The 19,254-nt window shown below is 60.6% G+C and carries 17 protein-coding genes; 4 read left to right on the top strand and 13 right to left on the bottom strand.

Annotated elements, in window-relative coordinates:
- Positions 1-123 precede the first annotated feature (123 nt).
- Positions 124-2,409, bottom strand: a complete 2,286-nt coding sequence (locus ACLH0J_RS29665) for a TonB-dependent receptor (protein ID WP_411390225.1) — start codon at positions 2,407-2,409, stop codon at positions 124-126.
- 205 nt (positions 2,410-2,614) lie between these two features.
- On the opposite strand from ACLH0J_RS29665, the gene ACLH0J_RS29660 reads away from it, so the two are divergent.
- Together ACLH0J_RS29660 and ACLH0J_RS29655 are read left to right on the top strand one after the other, a co-directional pair.
- A complete protein-coding gene (locus tag ACLH0J_RS29660; RefSeq protein ID WP_411390224.1) occupies positions 2,615-3,295 on the top strand; it encodes a Fe2+-dependent dioxygenase in 681 nt (226 codons plus the stop codon).
- A 2-nt stretch (positions 3,296-3,297) separates the two neighbouring features.
- On the top strand, positions 3,298-4,050 hold the full coding sequence (locus tag ACLH0J_RS29655; protein WP_411390223.1) for a tetratricopeptide repeat protein: 753 nt from the start codon (positions 3,298-3,300) through the stop codon (positions 4,048-4,050).
- Between the two features lie 31 nt (positions 4,051-4,081).
- Here ACLH0J_RS29655 and ACLH0J_RS29650 read toward each other — a convergent pair whose 3' ends face one another.
- The 5 genes from ACLH0J_RS29650 to ACLH0J_RS29630 form a co-directional block, all read right to left on the bottom strand.
- The gene (locus ACLH0J_RS29650) at positions 4,082-5,245 is read right to left on the bottom strand and encodes a type III PLP-dependent enzyme (protein WP_010565552.1); all 1,164 of its coding nucleotides are present in this window, start codon (positions 5,243-5,245) and stop codon (positions 4,082-4,084) included.
- Between the two features lie 416 nt (positions 5,246-5,661).
- Positions 5,662-6,819, bottom strand: a complete 1,158-nt coding sequence (locus ACLH0J_RS29645) for a betaine/proline/choline family ABC transporter ATP-binding protein (protein WP_411390222.1) — start codon at positions 6,817-6,819, stop codon at positions 5,662-5,664.
- Positions 6,816-7,469 carry an ABC transporter permease gene (locus ACLH0J_RS29640; RefSeq protein ID WP_411390221.1) on the bottom strand — a complete coding sequence of 218 codons (654 nt, stop codon included), beginning with the start codon at positions 7,467-7,469 and terminating at the stop codon, positions 6,816-6,818. Before ACLH0J_RS29640 ends, ACLH0J_RS29645 begins: the two co-directional genes overlap by 4 nt.
- A gap of 11 nt (positions 7,470-7,480) precedes the next feature.
- Complete coding sequence (locus tag ACLH0J_RS29635) at positions 7,481-8,374, bottom strand: glycine betaine ABC transporter substrate-binding protein (protein WP_411390220.1); 894 nt, start codon at positions 8,372-8,374, stop codon at positions 7,481-7,483.
- Between the two features lie 20 nt (positions 8,375-8,394).
- Positions 8,395-9,111: an ABC transporter permease gene (locus ACLH0J_RS29630; protein WP_411390219.1), complete on the bottom strand. Its 717-nt coding sequence runs from the start codon at positions 9,109-9,111 to the stop codon at positions 8,395-8,397.
- Positions 9,112-9,441: 330 nt separating this feature from the next.
- Between ACLH0J_RS29630 and ACLH0J_RS29625 the strand changes: the two genes are divergently transcribed.
- Together ACLH0J_RS29625 and ACLH0J_RS29620 are read left to right on the top strand one after the other, a co-directional pair.
- Positions 9,442-11,025 carry a peptide chain release factor 3 gene (locus ACLH0J_RS29625; RefSeq protein WP_411390218.1) on the top strand — a complete coding sequence of 528 codons (1,584 nt, stop codon included), beginning with the start codon at positions 9,442-9,444 and terminating at the stop codon, positions 11,023-11,025.
- Between the two features lie 227 nt (positions 11,026-11,252).
- A complete protein-coding gene (locus tag ACLH0J_RS29620) occupies positions 11,253-11,681 on the top strand; it encodes a hypothetical protein (protein ID WP_411390217.1) in 429 nt (142 codons plus the stop codon).
- Between the two features lie 96 nt (positions 11,682-11,777).
- Here the strand turns inward: ACLH0J_RS29620 and ACLH0J_RS29615 are convergent, their stop codons facing one another.
- The 7 genes from ACLH0J_RS29615 to ACLH0J_RS29585 all read right to left on the bottom strand — a co-directional run bounded on the left by ACLH0J_RS29615 (position 11,778) and on the right by ACLH0J_RS29585 (position 19,124).
- Complete coding sequence (locus ACLH0J_RS29615; protein WP_411392921.1) at positions 11,778-12,071, bottom strand: hypothetical protein; 294 nt, start codon at positions 12,069-12,071, stop codon at positions 11,778-11,780.
- Positions 12,072-12,090: 19 nt separating this feature from the next.
- Positions 12,091-13,062, bottom strand: coding sequence for a peptide ABC transporter ATP-binding protein (locus ACLH0J_RS29610; RefSeq protein ID WP_010565544.1), 972 nt, complete (start codon positions 13,060-13,062; stop codon positions 12,091-12,093).
- On the bottom strand, positions 13,062-14,030 hold the full coding sequence (locus tag ACLH0J_RS29605; RefSeq protein ID WP_411390216.1) for an ABC transporter ATP-binding protein: 969 nt from the start codon (positions 14,028-14,030) through the stop codon (positions 13,062-13,064). Before ACLH0J_RS29605 ends, ACLH0J_RS29610 begins: the two co-directional genes overlap by 1 nt.
- A 10-nt stretch (positions 14,031-14,040) precedes the next feature.
- Positions 14,041-14,952, bottom strand: coding sequence for an ABC transporter permease subunit (locus ACLH0J_RS29600; protein ID WP_026139829.1), 912 nt, complete (start codon positions 14,950-14,952; stop codon positions 14,041-14,043).
- A 10-nt stretch (positions 14,953-14,962) separates the two neighbouring features.
- Positions 14,963-15,973: an ABC transporter permease subunit gene (locus tag ACLH0J_RS29595; RefSeq protein WP_010565541.1), complete on the bottom strand. Its 1,011-nt coding sequence runs from the start codon at positions 15,971-15,973 to the stop codon at positions 14,963-14,965.
- Positions 15,974-16,050: 77 nt separating this feature from the next.
- Positions 16,051-17,649, bottom strand: coding sequence for an ABC transporter substrate-binding protein (locus ACLH0J_RS29590; RefSeq protein ID WP_411390215.1), 1,599 nt, complete (start codon positions 17,647-17,649; stop codon positions 16,051-16,053).
- 80 nt (positions 17,650-17,729) lie between these two features.
- On the bottom strand, positions 17,730-19,124 hold the full coding sequence (locus ACLH0J_RS29585) for an OprD family outer membrane porin (protein ID WP_411390214.1): 1,395 nt from the start codon (positions 19,122-19,124) through the stop codon (positions 17,730-17,732).
- Positions 19,125-19,254 lie beyond the last annotated feature (130 nt).

Below are 19,254 nucleotides of genomic sequence, written 5' to 3'. Positions count from 1 at the left end.
GTCTATCTGAATATGTAGGGCACGGCGCGCATTATGCCGTGGCTTGTCGAGAAACATTCTGTTTTACACGCAAAAGCCCCACGCATTTGATGCGTGGGGCTTTTGGCTGCCAGGAGCCGCTGTTTAGAAGTGGAAACTGGTGGTCAACAATGCCGTGCGCCCGGCCGCCTGGTTGGCGAAGTGCGTCGAGAAGGCCTTGTCGTAGTAAGTCTTGTCCGTCAGGTTCTGCACGTTCAATTGCAGGTCGACGTTCTTGGTCAGCTTGTAGCTGGCCATGGCGTCGTAGCGGGTGTAGGACGGCACGTAAACCAGATTGCCGGCATCGCCGTAAACGTCGTCGACGTAGAACGCACCGCCACCGATGGTGAGCTTGGGGGTGATGGCGTAGGTGGTCCACAGGCTGAAGGTATTCTTCGGCGTGTTCGGCATCTGGTTGCCCTTGTTTGAACCTGCGCTGACGACACCGTTACGACCATTGAGACCGGCGCTGACCAGTTCGCTGTCGAGGTAGCTGTAGCCGGCGAATACTTGCCATTGCTCGGTGATCTTGCCGCTGGCGGACAATTCCAGACCGTCGACCCGGGATTCGCCGGCGTTCTCGTAGGTCAGGGCGTCCACCAGGATGCGGGTGTTTTTCTTTTCGGTACGGAATACCGCGGCCGTCAGGGACAGGCGGTCGTGGAACAGGTCCCACTTGGTGCCCAGTTCGTAGTTGACGGTTTCTTCCGGTTGCAGGTCGCTGGTGGCGGCACCGGCGGACAGTGGGTTGCCGTCCGAGCCTTCGCCGACCAGGCCGCCGGCAGGTGTTGCCGAGGTGGCGTAAGAGGCATAGATGCTGCCGTTTTCCACAGGCTTCCAGACCAGGCCGGCCTGCCAGTTGAAGAACTGGCTGTCTTCCTTGATCTTGGTGCGCCCGGTGGTGGCGTTGGTGTTGGCCACGGTGTCGAAGGTGTCGTAGCGCAGGCCGACGTTCAGCAGCCATTTCGGATCCAGTTCGATGGTGTCGAACACATACGCCGCGCGGCTAGTGGCCTTGGTGTTGGTGCCGTTGTAGTTGCGCGCGATGCTGCCGGTCCAGGCGTCGTCCGGGTTCGGGTTGCTCAGCGAGGTGCACTGGCCGCCCAGGCTGCCTTTGGCCACGGTGCACGTCGGGTTGGTGTTGGGGCTGATGGTATAGCTGCTCACACGGGTTTCTTCGCCGGTGAATTCCAGGCCGGTGGAGTAGGTATTCTTGAAGCCCAGCGCATGGAAGCTGCCAAACAGATCGGTCTGGTTGGTGGTGGTCGTGGTGGTGGACACCCGGCTGTTGGCGCGGCGCCATACGGTGCCGTATTTGTTGACGTTGAGTTTGCTGTCGTCCGGCTGGGTCAGGATGTAGTCCTGGCCGGTGCTGCCATGACGCAGGGTGTTTTTCAGCGTCATGGTGTCGCTCAGGTCGTGCTCGATGGACATCGTGCTGATGTCGGCGCGGGTCTTGCGGAAGTCGCGGTCCTTCAAACCGTAGAAGTTAGTGCTGTCGCCGCCGTCGTTGGGTTTGTCATGCACGTGGGCGGCGGCGGTCGATGAACCGTAGCCATAGGGAATCCCCGAGTCCGGCAGGTCGTCGCTTTCCAGGTGGTAGTAGCTGAGATTGACGCGGGTCGGCGTGCCCAGGCCGAAGGTCAGCGACGGCGCCACGCCCCAACGGTCGTAGTTGACCGCGTCGCGGCCGGCGACGTTTTGTTCGTGGCTCATCAGGTTAAGGCGGAACGCGGCGCTGTCGTCGAGGAACTGACGGTTGACGTCGAGCACGTAGCGACGGGTCTGGTCGGAGCCATAGGTGAAGCCGCCGTTGGTGAAGTCCCGTGCTTGCGGGGTCTTGCTCACCAGGTTGAGGCTGCCGCCGGCCGAGCCGCGACCGCCGAACGAGGAGTTCGGGCCCTTGCTGACTTCGATCGACTCAATGTCAAAGATCTCACGGCTCTGGCCGCCGGTGTCGCGCACGCCGTCCAGGTAGGTGTCGCCCTGGGCGTCAAAGCCACGGATGAACGGGCGGTCGCCCTGGGGGTTGCCGCCTTCACCGGCGCCGAAGGTAATGCCCGGTACGGTGCGCAAGGCATCCTGCAGCGACGTGGCGGCGGTATCTTTGAGCACTTGTTGCGGCACTACGGTGACTGAGCGCGGGGTGTCCACCAGCGGTGCGGTGTATTTCTGCGAGGAGGCTTTTTCCACCTGGTAGGACGTGCTGTCCTGTTCTTCCCCGGTGATGTTGGTGGCGCCCAGGGAGATGCTGTTGCGCTGGCCTTTCTGCTCGGTGTCTTCGGCCGCTTGCGCCAGATGGGCGACAGAGCTGGCGCCGAGGGCAACGCCAATGGCTGACGCCAGCAGGCGTGGTGAACTGGCAGGTATTTTTGCAGTGGTGCGCGACATGACGTGTCCTTTCCCCAAGGATGTGAGGCCGCGGAATATAGGGCGAACAAGACTTTCTATCAATTGCGATACATTGCTATTCGTACTTAATTTACATTCTTTACACTTTTCGTTTACGGTTTTTACGCGCTCGTTCGTCCTTACGTTTTACAGAGTGGATAAGAATCAATACCATTGACGTCTTTCTGACCTCAGGTATCGCCCCATGTTGCTGCACATTCCCGGCCTGTTCTCTCGTGAGGAAGTGCAGCGCATCCGCCAAGCCCTGGAACACGCCGATTGGGCCGACGGAAAAATCACCGCCGGCCACCAGTCCGCCAAGGCCAAACACAACCTGCAACTGCCCGAAGGCCATCCGCTGGCCAAGGAAATCGGTGCGGCGATGCTTGAGCGCTTGTGGCAACACCCGCTGTTTATGTCAGCGGCGTTACCGCACAAAGTCTTTCCACCGCTGCTCAACTGCTACACCGCCGGTGGCAGCTTCGACTTTCATATCGACAACGCCGTGCGCCAGCCCAAAGGCAGCCACGAGCGTGTGCGCACCGATCTATCCTCCACCCTGTTCTTCAGCGACCCGGAGGACTACGACGGCGGCGAACTGGAAATCCAGGACACCTTCGGCCTGCAGCGCGTCAAGTTGCCCGCCGGCGACATGGTGCTGTACCCCGGTTCGAGCCTGCACAAAGTCAACGCCGTGACCCGTGGCGCGCGTTATGCCTCGTTCTTCTGGATTCAAAGCCTGGTGCGCGAAGACAGTCAGCGCACCCTGCTGTTCGAGATGGACGGCGCGATCCGACAATTGACGGCGGATGTCCCCGACCACCCGGCGCTGATCCAGCTCACCGGCACCTATCACAACCTGTTGCGGCGCTGGGTCGAGGTCTGAGCATGGGCTTTTTATTGCGCCGCGAAGAAGTGCTCAACGTCGAGCAGCTACAGAGCATGCTCGATGACTCACCGGTGCGCGCGGCCCAGGCGATCCTGATGGCGGCCAAGGCGGGCATGGTGGACGCCCAGGCCTTGCTCGGGCAGATCCTGCTGGACGGGCGCGGCATCCAGCGCGATGAGGCGCTGGCCTTGCGCTGGTTCCAGATCGCGGTGCAGGGCGGGCACTTGATGGCGCGCAATATGCTCGGGCGTTGTCGGGAACATGGCTGGGGCTGCGTCGCCGATGAAGCGGCGGCGGCGCGGGAATACCGTATGGCCGCCGAAGCCGGGTTGGATTGGGGGCAATACAACTACGCCAACCTGCTGGCCACCGGTCGCGGTGTGGTTGAGGACCAAGCGCACGCGCTGAGGTGTTATCGCCAGGCGGCGGAGCAGGGCCACGCCAAGTCGATGAATCTGTTGGGGCGCTATCTGGAAGAGGGCAGGTATTGCCCGAAGGATCCGGACGCTGCCGTGGCGTGGTATCGACGCTCAGCCGAAGCCGGGGATTTTCGCGGGCAGTTCAGTTACGCGGCGGTGCTGGCCGATAGCGGTCAGATCGAGGCGGCGCTGGCGTGGTTGCGCAAGGCGCTGGCAGGCGGGAATCTGAAGTTTTTGCGGGTGGCGCACAAGGCGTTGGCGGCGGCGAATGATCCGCAGATTCGAGCGATGGCCGAGGCCTACCAGCAGCGTGCCGCGCAACTGAACCCATAGGAGCCGGTAAGCCGGCTCCTATGGGGGACGATCAGATGTAGTACGACTTCAACGGCGGAAAGCCATTGAACTCAACCGCGCTGTAGCTGGTGGTGTAGGCACCGGTCGACAACCAGTACAACCGATCACCGATGGCCAGGTTCAGCGGCAGGCCGTACTTGTAGTTTTCGTACATGATGTCGGCGCTGTCGCAGGTAGGACCGGCGATGACCACTTCTTCCATCTCGCCTTTCTTCTCGGTCCAGATCGGGAACTTGATGGCTTCGTCCATGGTTTCGATCAGACCGGAGAACTTACCCACATCCGTGTACACCCAACGCTCGACGGCGGTACGGGATTTACGTGCCACCAGCACCACTTCGCTGACCAGGATGCCGGCGTTGGCGATCAGCGAACGGCCTGGCTCCAGGATGATTTCCGGCAGGTCGTCGCCGAAATCTTCCTTGAGGAAGCGGATGATTTCCTGGGCATAGGTTTCCAGGCTGTTGGTGCGGGTGATGTAGTTGGCCGGGAAGCCGCCGCCCATGTTGATCAGCTTGAGGTGGATGCCGTCTTCTTCCTTCAGGCGTTCGAAGATCACTTTGACCTTGGCGATCGCAGCGTCCCACACGCTGATGTCGCGCTGTTGCGAGCCGACGTGGAACGAGATGCCGTACGGCACCAGGCCCAGGTCACGGGCGAGGATCAGCAGGTCCATGGCCATGTCGGTCTGGCAGCCGAATTTGCGCGACAGAGGCCAGTCAGCCGTGGTCGAGCCTTCGGTGAGGATACGCACGTAGATTTTCGAACCCGGCGCGGCCTTGGCGATGTTGCGCAGGTCGGCTTCGGAGTCGGTGGAGAACAGGCGCACGCCCTTCTCGTAGAAGTAGCGGATGTCCCTGGATTTCTTGATGGTGTTGCCGTAGCTGATACGGTCGGCGCTGACGCCGCGGGCCATGACCTTGTCCAGCTCGTAGATCGAGGCGATGTCGAAGCTCGAACCCTTGTCTTTCAACAGGTCGATGATCTCGACGGCGGGGTTGGCCTTGACCGCGTAATACACCTTGGCGAATTCGAAACCGGCGCGCAGGTCATCGTAGGCCTGGCTGATCATCGCGGTGTCGATCACCACGAACGGGGTTTCCTGTTTGTCGGCGAACGCCTTCATTTTGTCAAAAGTGGCGCGCGCGAAATAATCTTCGACGTTGATCGACATGCTGGGAACTCCTAAGGGCAAACTGATTTGATCAATGGGTGCAAATGAACGTCCTCCGTATCCCCACTTTGGTTCGCCTACTTCCCAAGGCATGTCGCCGAAAGCAAAAAGGCCATGGGCGCTATCGCTACCCTTGGCCTTGCTGTCTCGTCGTCAGTACTTGAGCCGGATGGATCGTTTCCAGCATGGACGTTCGGCGCGAACTTTAGGACGTGAGGGGCCATAGATCAACTAAAAATGTCGCGTTTTTGCACGCGTTCGTCGCGGGACCCATTCCAGCTACTTATGTAACCGACCGGTGTGACGGATTGATGTTCCCCGCAGCGGGAAAATTGCAGGTATTTCCCTGACCCGCCAGAGGCCAAATGTGGGAGGGAGCAAGCCCCCTCCCACATTTCTGCCCGTTTTGTGTCAGGTCAGGCCAACGCGGTCTCGGCAGGCGAAACGATGCTGGTCTTGCCCCCACGGGATTTACCGGAACTCAGGTACTCGGCAATCGACTCCTGGGTCACTTCCCCGAGGAAAACCCGCTCGGCATCCATCACCGGCAACCAGGAGCGGTTGAACTCGTACATGCGCGACAGCAGGATGCGCAAGTGCTCGTCATACGCCGCCGTGGCGTTGAACTCGCGCAGGTACTGGCCGCACGTACCGGTCTGACGGTGCAGGTCGCGACGGCGTACATAACCCAGCGCCTTGTTCTCGGCGCAGGTGACCACCACATAGCGGCGGTCCAGTTCGTCCATCAGTTCCAGGGCATCGGCCACCGGGGTTTCCGGGCTCACCGACGGGGCGTTGTCCGCCGCGTCTTCGGCCTTCACCAACAGCAGGCGCTTGAGGGTGCTGTCCTGGCCCACGAAGTTGCTGACGAACTCGTCGGCCGGGTGCGCCAGCAGGGTGTCCGGGTGGTCGATCTGCAGCAGCTTGCCGGCGCGGAAGATAGCGATCTTGTCGCCCAGCTTGATGGCTTCGTCGATGTCGTGGCTGACCATGATCACGGTCTTGTTCAGCGCGCGTTGCATCTCGAAGAACTCGTTCTGGATCATCTCGCGGTTGATCGGGTCGACGGCGCCGAACGGCTCATCCATCAGCAGCAACGGCGCATCCGCCGCCAGCGCTCGGATCACGCCGATGCGCTGTTGCTGGCCACCGGACAATTCACGCGGGTAGCGATGCAGGTACTGCTTGGGCTCGAGCTTGATCATGCTCATCAACTCGCGGGCGCGGTCGTGGCATTTCTGCTTGTCCCAGCCCAGCAACTTGGGCACCACCACGATGTTTTCCTCGATGGTCATGTTCGGGAACAGGCCGATCTGCTGGATCACGTAGCCGATGTTGCGACGCAGGGTCACTTCGTCGAGGTCGGTGGTGTCTTCGCCGTTGATGAGGATCTTGCCCGAGGTGGGCTTGATCAGGCGGTTGATCATTTTCAGCGTGGTGCTCTTGCCGCAACCCGAGGGGCCGAGGAATACGCAAATCTCGCCTTCATTGACGGTCAGGCTTACATCGTTGACGGCGGTCACAGTCTTGCCGTTGCTTTGGAAGGTCTTGGACAGGTGTTGAAGTTCGATCATTTGAGCAATCCTTTTGGAGTCAGCGAGCGTTGCAGCCATTGCAGAAGCAGGTCGGCGAAGATGGCCAGGAGACTGACCAGTACGGCGCCGACGATCAGCATCGACATGTCGCTGCGGCTGATGGAAGCCAGAATCAGTACACCCAGGCCGCCGGCGCCGATGGTGGCGGCGATGGTCATCACGCCGATATTCATCACCACGGCGGTGCGCACCCCGGCGAGGATCACCGGTACGGCAATCGGCAGTTCGACCATGCGCAGGCGCTGGCCGAAGGTCATGCCGATGCCTTTGGCGGCCTCGCGAATGCCCGGTTCGACGCCGGTCAGGGCCAGGTAGGTGTTACGCATGATCGGCAGCAGGGAGTAGAGAAACACGGCGGTGATCGCCGGCATCGGCCCCAAGCCCTGGCCGAACTTGGAGTAGAACGGCAGCAGCAGGCCGAACAGGGCGATGGACGGCACGGTCAGCAGCACCGTGGCGCTGGCTTGCAGCGGGCCGGCCAGGCTCGGGAAACGGGTCATCAGCACGCCGAGGGGCACGCCGACGACAATCGCGAGGATCACGGCGATGCCGACCAGGGTGATGTGCTGCCCGGTCAGGTGCAGGACTTGGGCCCAATCAAGATGGGAAAAGGCGTTTAAAAATTCCATGTCTTCTCCTCTTAGTTGAGTGGATGTTGGCGCAGGAAATCGGCGGCAACAGCAGACGGGCTTTCATGGTCGACGTCGACCCGCGCGTTCAACTGGCGCATGGTTGCGTCATCGAACAGGGCGGCCAGCGGCTTCAGATCGGCGGCCAGTTCAGGATGGGCGTCGAGATAAACCTGACGCACCACCGGCGCGGCGGTGTAGTCCGGGAAGTAGTGCTTGTCGTCTTCGAGTAGCTTCAATTTGAAGGCATTCAGGCGCCCGTCGGTGGTGTACACCAGACCGGCAAACACCTGGCCGTTACGCAGCGCGGTGTAGACCAGGCCGGCGTCCATCTGCCGGGTGTTTTTGCGGGTCAGGTTCATGTCGTAGAGCTTGACCATGCCGCCCATGCCATCGGAACGGTTGGCAAATTCGGTGTCCAGGGCCACCAGGCGCGTGGCCTTGGTTTTTTCCGCGAGGGCTTGGGTCAGATCGCTGATCGTGTTGATCTGCGGGAATTCCTGGGCCACGTTCTCAGGCAATGCCAGCGCGTAGGTGTTGCTGAATTTCGACGGCGACAGCCAGACCAGGCCTTTTTTCGCGTCGAGTTCTTTCACCCGGGCGTAGGACTGTTCGCTGTCGAGCTTCTCGTCCACGTGGTTGTAGGCCACCAGCGACACGCCGGTGTATTCCCAGATCAGGTCCAGTTGCCCGCTTTCCTGGGCACTGCGCGCCAGGTTGCTGCCCAGGCCGCCGGTCACGCGGGTGTCGTAACCCTTGGTGCGCAGGTACTGGGAGGTGATTTCGGCGAGCAGGGTCTGTTCGGTGAACACCCGGGCGCCGATGCGGATCACCGGTTTTTCAGCGGCTTGCGCAATCCCTGCACACAGCAGGATGCAGCTCAATATCAATGTCAGTTTTTTCATGTGAATTCCTTTGCCGAGCCTTAAGACGCACGCACTCCGCGTTCCAGCCAGAGGCGGCTGCCCATGGTCACCAGACCGTCGAGCAGCAGGGCCAGCAACGCGGTACACGCGGCGCCGAGCAGCAATTGCGGCTGATTGTTCAGGGCGATGCCGGGGAAGATCAGGCTGCCCAGGCTGTTGGCACCGATCAGGAACGCCAGCGGTGCGGTGCCGACGTTGATCGCCAGGGCCACGCGCACACCGCCGATGATGATCGGCACGGCGTTCGGCAACTCGACGCGAAACAGCACCTGGCGCGGGGTCATGCCGATGCCGGTGGCGGCTTCTTTCAGCGAGCCCTGGACGTTTTTCAGGCCTTCGTAGGTGTTGCGCACGATGGGCAGCAATGACGCGAGGAACAGCGCGAAGATCGCCGGACCGCTGCCGATACCCAGCACGCCGAGGGCGATGGCCAGTACGGCCAGGGGAGGGACGGTGTTGCCGATGTTGAAAATCTGCATGAAGCGTTCGGCGCGCCCGACCATGTTCGGTCGGCTGAGCAGGATGCCGGCGGGAAGGCCCACAATCAGGGCGGCCAGCATGGAGACGAGGACGAGAATCAGGTGAGCTTGCAGGTAAAACAACAAATCGTCGCGGTACAGTTCGATCGTGTTGATGCCAATCCAGTGGACCAGCAGGGCCAGGAGAGCGACGACAACCGCTCCTCCTATCAGCCCTTTGCCATAGCGAATAGCCACAGGCGGACTCCTTTATTTCAGTCGGCGGGCACATTCCCGAGCGGCAATGCCATTCCTGGCTGTCGGCGAATGTGGTCGCGAAAAGCAGCTTGCCAATGCCGGCAAAAGCGGCATGAGGTCAAGCCATGAGCGCAGCCTCGTCAGGCTAACTTGCTGATTTTTCAGCCCCTGTTACGAGTGCGGTAGCAGGGGAGTGGACGTCTCGACCTTTTAAAAGGTTCCATACTTGGCAGCATTTAGCCACCCCCAATGGGGTGAACGGTGGTCCGCCACGCCCGGTTTGCGCTATACTCGCCGCCCTTTTTTGACTCACCTGCCAGGCGATTTCCCATGACCCACCAGGCCGCCGAAGTCGCGAAACGCCGCACTTTCGCCATTATTTCCCACCCCGATGCCGGTAAAACCACCATCACCGAGAAGCTCTTGCTGATGGGCAAGGCAATCGCAGTGGCCGGCACGGTGAAATCCCGCAAATCCGACCGCCATGCCACCTCCGACTGGATGGAAATGGAAAAACAACGGGGTATTTCCATTACCACGTCGGTCATGCAGTTCCCGTATCGCGATCACATGATCAACCTGCTCGACACCCCGGGCCACGAAGACTTCTCCGAAGACACCTACCGCACCCTCACCGCAGTGGACTCGGCCTTGATGGTCCTCGACGGCGGTAAGGGCGTCGAGCCGCGCACCATCGCGTTGATGGACGTCTGCCGTCTGCGCGACACACCGATCGTCAGCTTTATCAACAAACTCGACCGCGACATCCGCGACCCGATCGAACTGCTCGATGAAATCGAAGCGGTGCTGAAGATCAAGGCTGCGCCGATCACCTGGCCGATCGGCTGCTACCGCGACTTCAAGGGCGTGTACCACCTGGCCGACGACTACATCATTGTCTACACCGCCGGCCACGGTCACGAACGCACCGATGTGAAAATCATCGAGAAGCTCGACTCCGACGAAGCCCGCGCCCACCTGGGCGACGAGTACGACCGCTTCGTCGACCAACTGGAACTGGTGCAGGGCGCCTGCCACGAGTTCAACCAGCAGGAATTCCTCGACGGCCAACTGACCCCGGTGTTCTTCGGTACCGCGCTGGGCAACTTCGGTGTCGACCACGTGCTTGACGCCGTGGTGAACTGGGCGCCGCCGCCCCTGGCCCGCGTGGCCAACGAGCGCACCGTGGAGCCGGTGGAAGAGAAATTCTCGGGCTTCGTGTTCAAGATCCAGGCGAACATGGACCCCAAACACCGCGACCGTATCGCCTTCATGCGCATCTGCTCCGGCCGCTACGAAAAAGGCATGAAGATGCGCCACGTGCGCACCGGCAAGGACGTACGCATCGGCGACGCCCTCACGTTCTTCTCCTCCGAGCGTGAACAACTCGAAGAAGCCTACGCCGGCGACATCATCGGCCTGCACAACCACGGCACCATCCAGATCGGCGACACCTTCACCGAAGGCGAAACCCTGGGCTTCACCGGCATCCCGCACTTCGCCCCGGAACTGTTCCGCCGCGTACGCCTGCGCGACCCGCTCAAATCCAAGCAATTACGCCAAGGCCTGCAACAACTGGCGGAAGAGGGCGCCACCCAGGTGTTCTTCCCCGAGCGCAGCAACGACATCATCCTCGGCGCCGTCGGTGTGCTGCAGTTCGATGTGGTCGCCAGCCGCTTGAAAGAGGAATACAAGGTCGAATGCTCCTACGAGCCGATCACCGTGTACTCCGCGCGTTGGATCGATTGCAGCGATAAGAAGAAGTTGGAAGAGTTCTCCAACAAAGCCGTGGAAAACCTTGCGATCGACGGCGGCGGTCACCTGACCTACCTGGCGCCGACCCGGGTCAATCTGGCGCTGATGGAAGAGCGCTGGCCGGATGTGAAATTCCGGGCGACGCGTGAGCACCACTGATAAAGAGAGTGTTTGGCGCGCTATCTACGGCTTATACCCTTTAACCCCCGCAGGTTTAAACATCTGCGGGGGTTTGCTATATCTGGTATTTGAAATAGTTCTGACAGGCCGGTAATTCAACAGCGTTACTGTCAGGTTTGACAGTAGACGCTCTATGGCAATCCTCCTATTTTCCTCAGGGTGAGGGTTCGCCCTCGTGAATGAATCATGAGCGGGAGGACGGGATCATGTCGGATAAGTCGAGCTTGGGCGTTGGTCAGTTGATATTTACGGATAATGGACAGCGTTTTGAAACGGGTGGCGGCAATATGTATAACGCTGAAAACTACATTATATTGGTTGGGGGAGCGGGTAGTGTAAGTGACGGTGGGAGTATTCAGTTGTGGTTTTATAATGCTCCGGAGTTGTGGAAGCTCAACATGCCTTTGGATTCAAGTTGGAAGGCCGAATTTATTCCGCGGTCAGATCCGGGTCATACATGGACAGCCAATGCGGGAACTATTAGTGCGGTGGTGAGCCAGAGTGGTGCACTTGCAATCGTCTCATTCAAGTTCACTGCGCGATATTCTGGTTTGCCTTTTACTCACGAAATAGAAGGCTTTTGGCATTGCAAAGGGTTTAACGCTCTGACAAAGGACTCTGTATTCAAGGAGTGAGACACAGGCTGCGTAGAGTGGGTACTGATTGAACAAGACTGAAGAAAGGGCGAAACCTCAAGGTTTCGCCCTTTCTTGTCATACGGTGACTGACGACTAGAGTGTATTTGGCCCCACTCGCAGCTGTTTCAAGGAAAGCTCGGCACCCACCCGTACGGTTTCAACCTGTGCAATAACGGCATCTTTCACACTCGCTTCACCAACGTCAGTCAGTTCTTGATTCTTGATATCTGGGTCGTAGCTTTGAGGGCGCAGCGAACCTGGGTCGTTCATCGACTCATAGAGGTATTCGCTGCCCAGGGTCAGTACTTGCTCAGTGCCGAAGTTCAGGGGGGGATTGCCAACTGAGCAGGCCGTTGACGTCCTTGTTGCGCACGCCTTCGCGGGCAAGCCCGCTCCTACACAGGCTTCAGGCCACGAATTGCTCCGCGTAGTGACAAGCCACCTGGCGATTATCCAGCGCCCGCAACAGCGGCTCTTCAGTGCTGCACCGCTCGGTGGCATACGGACAACGCTTGTGGAACGCACAACCCGGCGGCGGGTTCAGCGGGTTGGGCAGTTCGCCGACGATCTTGATCTTCGGCTTGGACGGGTCCGGGTGAATGGTCGGAGTGGCCGACAGCAGCGCCTGGGTATACGGGTGCAGCGGGCGCGCGTAGATGTCGGCCTTGGGGCCCATTTCCACCGGGCGACCGAGGTACATCACCATCACGTCATCGGCAACGTGTTGCACCACCGCCAGGTTGTGGGAAATGAACACGTAGGCGGTGTTGAATTCCTGCTGCAAATCCATGAACAGGTTGAGCACCTGGGCCTGTATCGACACGTCCAGCGCCGAGGTCGGTTCATCCGCCACCAGCACTTTGGGTTGCAGCATCATCGCCCGGGCCAAGGCGATGCGCTGGCGCTGGCCGCCGGAGAACATGTGCGGGTAGCGCTGATAATGCTCAGGGCGCAGGCCCACCTGTTTCATCATCGCCTGGACCTTTTCGCGGCGTTCGGCGGCGGACAGGTTGGTGTTGATCAGCAGCGGTTCGCCGAGTTGATCGCCGACTTTCTGCCGCGGGTTCAACGACGCATACGGGCTCTGGAACACCATCTGCACGTCTTTGCGCAATTGCTTGCGCTGGGCCTTGTCGGCGCCGGCGACTTCCTGACCGGCGATTTTCAACGAGCCCGACGACGGCTCTTCAATCAGCGTCAGCGCACGGGCCAGGGTGGATTTGCCACAGCCTGACTCGCCCACGACGGCGAGGGTCTTGCCGGCTTCCAGCTCGAAGGACACGCCATTGAGGGCGCGTACGGTGGCGTTGCCTTTGAACAGGCCACGGGACACTTCGTAGTGACGGGTCAGGTCGCGGGCGGTAAGAACGACGGCCATTACGCCACCTCCTGGTTCAAAGGGTAGAAGCAGCGCGCGAGGCTGTTGGATTTGGGATCAAGACCCGGGCGGGTCTGGCGGCAGCTGTCCTGCACATAGGGGCAACGCGGCGACAACAGGCAACCCTGCGGGCGGTCGTAACGGCCGGGTACGATGCCGGGCAGCGTGGCCAGGCGCGCGGCACCGAGGCTGTGCTCGGGGATCGCCTTGAGCAGCGCTTCGCTGTAGGGGTGGGCCGGGATATCGAACAGTTGTGGCACCTGGCCGACCTCCACGGCCTGTCCGGCGTACATCACGCACACGCGCTGGGCGGTTTCCGCGACGACGGCGAGGTCGTGGGTGATCAGCACCAGGCCCATGTTCTGCTCTTTCTGCAGGGCCAGCAGCAGGTCCATGATCTGCGCCTGGATGGTCACGTCCAATGCGGTGGTCGGCTCATCCGCGATCAGCAGCTTCGGCTCGCCGGCAATCGCCATGGCGATGGCCACGCGCTGGCTCATGCCGCCGGACAGTTGGTGCGGGTAGGCCGTCATTCGGCTGGCAGCGCCGGGGATCTCGACTTTTTCCAACAGTTCGATCGCGCGTTTACGTGCTTGCTTGCCGGACATCTTCAGGTGCAGGCGCAGCACTTCTTCGATCTGGAAACCCACGGTGTAGCTGGGGTTCAGCGCGGTCATCGGGTCCTGGAACACCATCGCCAGGTCTTTGCCGACGATCTGCCGACGCTGGCGATTGCTCAGCTTGAGCATGTCCTTGCCGTCGAAGTTCAGGGCGTCGGCGGTGACGATGCCGGGGTGCTCGATCAGGCCCATCAGCGCCATCATGGTCACGGATTTACCCGAGCCCGACTCGCCCACGATCGCCAGGACTTCGCCTTTGTCGACGCTAATGTCGAGGCCATCGACCACCGGCACGGCGGTCTTGTCGCCGAAGCGCACGTTGAGATTCTTGATTTCTAACAGTGACATGGGAATCTCCTCAGGCGGCGTTCTTGAGTTTCGGGTCCAGCGCATCGCGCAGGCCGTCACCCATCAAGTTGATTGCCAGCACGCTGAGCAAAATGGTCAGACCCGGTAGGCTCACGACCCACCAGGCGCGTTCGATGTAGTCACGGGCCGATGCCAGCATGGTGCCCCACTCCGGCGTCGGCGGTTGTACGCCCAGGCCGAGGAAGCCCAGGGCGGCGGCATCGAGGATCGCCGAAGAGAAACTCAAGGTGGCCTGGACGATCAGCGGTGCCATGCAGTTGGGCAGCACGGTGATGAACATCAGGCGCGGCAAGCCGGCACCGGCCAGGCGCGCGGCAGTCACGTAGTCACGGTTCAGTTCGCCCATCACCGCAGCGCGGGTCAGGCGCACGTAGGACGGCAGCGACACGATGGCGATGGCAATCACGGTGTTGATCAGGCCAGGGCCGAGGATTGCGACAATGGCAACCGCCAGCAGCAGCGAGGGCAGGGCCAGCATGATGTCCATCAGACGCATGATGGTCGGGCCGAGCAGGCGCGGGAAGAAGCCGGCGAACAGACCGAGCAGGATGCCCGGAATCAGTGACATCACCACCGACGACAAACCGATCAGCAGCGACAGGCGCGAGCCCTGGATCAAACGCGAGAGCAAGTCACGACCGAGTTCGTCGGTGCCGAGCAGGAACTGGATCTGCCCGCCTTCCAGCCATGACGGCGGGGTCAGCAGGAAGTCGCGGTATTGCTCGCTGGGGTTATGCGGCGCCACCCAGGGGGCGAAGAGCGCGCAGAACACGATCAGCAACATGAACAGCAGGCCGGCGACCGCGCCTTTGTTCTTGGAGAAGGCTTGCCAGAATTCTTTGTACGGAGACGGGTACAGCAGGCTTTGATCGACTGCTGACACTGGAGTAGGTGTGGTCATGGTCATGATCTCAGCGCTGGTGACGGATGCGTGGGTTGGCGAAGCCGTAGAGGATATCCACCACGAAGTTCACCAGGATCACCAGGCAGGCGATCAGCAAAATGCCGTTTTGCACCACCGGGTAATCCCGTGCGCCAATGGCTTCGATCAGCCATTTGCCGATGCCGGGCCACGAGAAGATGGTTTCGGTCAATACCGCACCGGCGAGCAAGGTGCCGACTTGCAGGCCGACCACGGTGAGGACCGGGATCAGCGCATTGCGCAGGCCGTGGACGAAGACTACGCGCGCCGGCGACAGGCCTTTGGCCTTGGCGGTGCGGATGTAGTCCTCGCGCAGCACTTCGAGCATCGACGAACGGGTCATCCGCGCAATCACCGCCAGCGGGATGGTGCCGAGCACGATGGCCGGCAGGATCAGGTGATGCAGGGCGTCGAAGAATGCATCCGGCTCGTCGGCCAGCAGCGTGTCGATCAGCATGAAGCCGGTGCGCGGCTCGATGTCGTAGAGCAGGTCGATCCGCCCGGACACCGGGGTCCAGCCCAGGCTCACCGAGAAGAACATGATCAGGATCAGGCCCCACCAGAAGATCGGCATCGAATAGCCCGCGAGGGAGATGCCCATGACCCCGTGGTCGAACAGCGATCCTCGCTTCAAGGCCGCGATCACCCCCGCCAACAGGCCCAGGATCCCGGCGAACAACAGGGCGGCCATGGACAGCTCCAATGTCGCCGGGAAGAGCGCGGTGAACTCGGTCCACACGCTGGTGCGCGTACGCAGGGATTCGCCAAGATCGCCGTGGGCGAGCTTGCCCACATAGTCCAGGTATTGGGCGTACAGCGGCTTGTTAAGGCCAAGGCGTTCCATTGCCTGTGCATGCATCTCGGGGTCGACGCGCCGTTCGCCCATCATGACTTCGACGGGGTCGCCGGGAATCATGCGAATCAACGCAAACGTCAGCAACGTGATGCCGAAGAAGGTGGGGATCAATAACCCCAATCGGCGGGCAATAAAACTAAACATCTTGTGGTGTACCTCAATCAGCCGGTTAGGCAGGTCCGGTGCCGTCAATGTCGACGGCGCCGAGCGTTTTTTCTTATTTACTTCACCTGGGTGGTGGCGAAGTTATTGGTCGTCAGCGGGCTTTGGGTATAACCCTCGACGTTTTTGCGCATGGCGGTGAACATTTTCGGGTATGCCATGGGAATCCACGGTTGATCCTCGGCGAAAACGTCCTGTGCTTGTTCATAGAGTGCAGCGCGCTGGGTGGGTTCAGCGATGGCGCGTGCCTTGTCGATCAAATCCTGAAATGCCTTGTTGCACCAGCGGGCGTAGTTTTCGCCGTTTTTCGCCGCGTCGCAACTCAGGTTCGGCGTGAGGAAGTTATCCGGGTCGCCGTTATCGCCGGCCCAGCCCGCCGACACCATATCGTGCTCGCCGGCTTTGGCGCGCTTGAGCATCTCGCCCCATTCCATGACCTTGATATTCACCTTCAGGCCGATCTGCGCCAGATCCGCCTGCAGGCGCTGGGCGCCGAGCATCGGGTTGGGGTTGGTCTGGCCGCCGCCGTTGCGAGTGAACAGGGTGAACTCAGTGCCTTCCGGTACGCCGGCTTCCTTGAGCAGGGCGCGGGCTTTGTCCAGGTCACGCGGCGGGTTGGTCAGCTTGTGGTTGAAACCCAGCAACGTCGGTGGATACGGGCCGGTGCCGACCACGGCATTGCCTTTGCCGTACAGGGCCTCAGTGTAGCCGGCCTTGTCGAACGCGATGTTGATCGCGTGACGCACCCGCGCGTCGCTCATGTACTTGCGGGTGGTGTTCATGGCGGTGTAGCTGGTGATCATGGCCGCCAGTTCATCGACTTTCAGGTTCGGGTCTTTCTTGATGCTCGGGATGTCGTCCGGCTTGGGGTACAGCGCGATCTGGCACTCATTGGCCTTGAGCTTCTGCAGGCGCACGTTGTTGTCGGTGGTGATCGCCAGGATCAGCGGGTCGGCCGGCGGCTTGCCACGGAAGTAGTCCGGGTTGGCCTTGAAACGCACCTGGGCGTCCTTGGCGTAGCGGGTGAAGATGAACGGGCCGGTGCCGATGGGCTTGGCGTTGAGGTCATCGGTCTTGCCGGACTTGAGCAACTGGTCGGCGTATTCGGCTGAGTGAATCGACGAAAACGCCATGGCCAGGTCGGCCAGGAACGGTGCTTCCGGACGGGTCAGGGTGAAGACCACGGTGTGCTCGTCGGTCTTTTCGACGCTCTTGAGCAGTTCCTTGAAGCCCATGCTTTCAAAGTATGGGTAGCCCACGTTGGACTTGGCGTGCCACGGGTGTTTCGGGTCCAACTGGCGCTGGAAGCTCCACAACACGTCGTCGGCATTCAGGTTGCGCGTGGGTTTGAAGTAGTCGGTGGTGTGGAACTTGATGTCGTCACGCAGGTGGAAGGCGTAGGTCAGGCCGTCGGCGCTGATTTCCGGCAGGGCCTTGGCCAGTGCAGGCACCACTTCGGTGGTGCCGGGCTTGAAGTCCACCAGGCGGTTGAACAGGGTTTCTGCGGCGGCGTCGGCGGTGACGGCGGTGGTGTACAGCACCGGGTCGAAACCCTCCGGGCTGGCTTCGGTGCAGACCACCAGCGGTTTGGCCGAAATGCCGACGGCTACGCTCAGCAGCGTGGCAGCTATGGCGGCTTGTAGCGGGAGCATTTTCATTCGGAGCCCTCTGCAATCGATGCAGCCAGACAAGCGTAGACGGCGGGCTCGCCCCGAGCCCGCCGTCTACCTGGCGCTGGTTAAAGAATGTTGAACGGAATGGTGGTGACCAGGCGGAACTCTTTGATGCTGCCATCGGCCTGGAACTGGCTGGCGCGGTGCTCAACATAGGTTGCACGAATGGCGGTGGCCTTGAGTGGGCCGCTCTGGATCGCGTAAGAGGCGCCTACACCGTATTCCTGGTGTTTTTCGCCATCTTGTTTCTGGATGCCGTCGTAGGCGAACTTGGCCCGACCCCCGTTGCCGGTGTAGTGGGTGCCGTCGATGCCCCAGCCGCGCGCCGAGTACACGTTGAACTTCAGGCCTGGCACGCCGTATTCGGCCATGTTGATGCCGTAGGCGATCTGGAAGGACTTCTCGTTCGGGCCGTTGAAGTCCGAGGTCAGGGAGTTGGCCAGGTAGATGCCGTTGGTTTCGTGCAGGTAGTCGAAGTACTCGTTACCGTTCACTTGCTGGTACGCGAACGTCAGGCTATGCGCCTGGTGAGCCAGGCCCAGGGACAGGGAGTAGGTATCGTTGTCGATTTTCCCCATCTCTTTTTTGCCTTCATCCACGGTTTTGTAATAGTTGAAACCGGTGGTCAGGGCCAGTTGCTGGCTGTCGCCCAATTCGTGGGTCGCGCCGAAGTAGTACTGGTTCCAGAAGTCTTTGACGTTGGCGGCAAAAAGGCTGGTTTTCAGGCTTTTGAGCGGCTGGTAGTTCAAGCCCAGGGTGGACACTTTGTCGGTCTCTGCGCCATTGCCGTATTCGCTACGGAATTTCGACAGGCTCTGTTCGGTACGTGGCGAAACACGGTCAAAAATACCGCCCTGGAACGACAGGTTGCTGAACTCTTCGCTGTTGAAACTCACCCCTTCAAAGCTCGAAGGCAACGCACGGTTGCCAATGGTATCGACGATGCCGCTGCTGAAGTTCTGGCGGCCGGCGGTCAGGGTCGTGTTGGCCACGCGGAACTGCACGTTGGCCAGGCCCAGTTTGCTCCACTGGTCGACGGCATCCCCGTTGGAGTCGGCCAGGGTACGGTTGGAACCGCCTTTGATATCACGCTTGCTGCGGTCCAGGACCAGTGCGTTGTAGACCGCCAATTCGGTCTTGACGCCCACGGTGCCCTGGGTGAAGCCCGAGCTGGCATTGATGATGGTGCCCTGTACCCAGTTGGTGCGGTTGCGGTCGGTACGGGTTTCACCATGCTTCTGGTATTCGAAGGTACCCCCACGGTACTTGCTTTCATGGGAGTACCAGTTACGTGTGGTGCCGCCCAGGCTGAAATCTTCGATAAAGCCCTTGGCCTCGCTTTGGGCGCTGGTGCCGGCCAATGTGGTGGGGACGAAGTCCTGGCTGGCGGGTTCAGCGTAGGCGGTGGCCGTGATGCTGCTGATGGCCAGGGCCAGTAGCGCTTTGCTGCTCAGTTTCATGAGTGAAGCTCCTTTGGTTCTCTTTTTTTTATGCCGGTCTTTTTAGGTGAACCGGCTATTGGGGTGTAACTCATTCAAGGCATTGCAAACGTTTGCTGTAGGAAAAATCCCAATAAAAGGCTGCGCGTTT

It is taken from the genome of Pseudomonas sp. MPB23 (genome assembly GCF_046605395.1).
Taxonomy (GTDB): Bacteria; Pseudomonadota; Gammaproteobacteria; order Pseudomonadales; family Pseudomonadaceae; genus Aquipseudomonas.
Note: the sequence above shows the minus strand (reverse complement) of the source record. Positions and strands in the feature narration are given on the sequence as shown.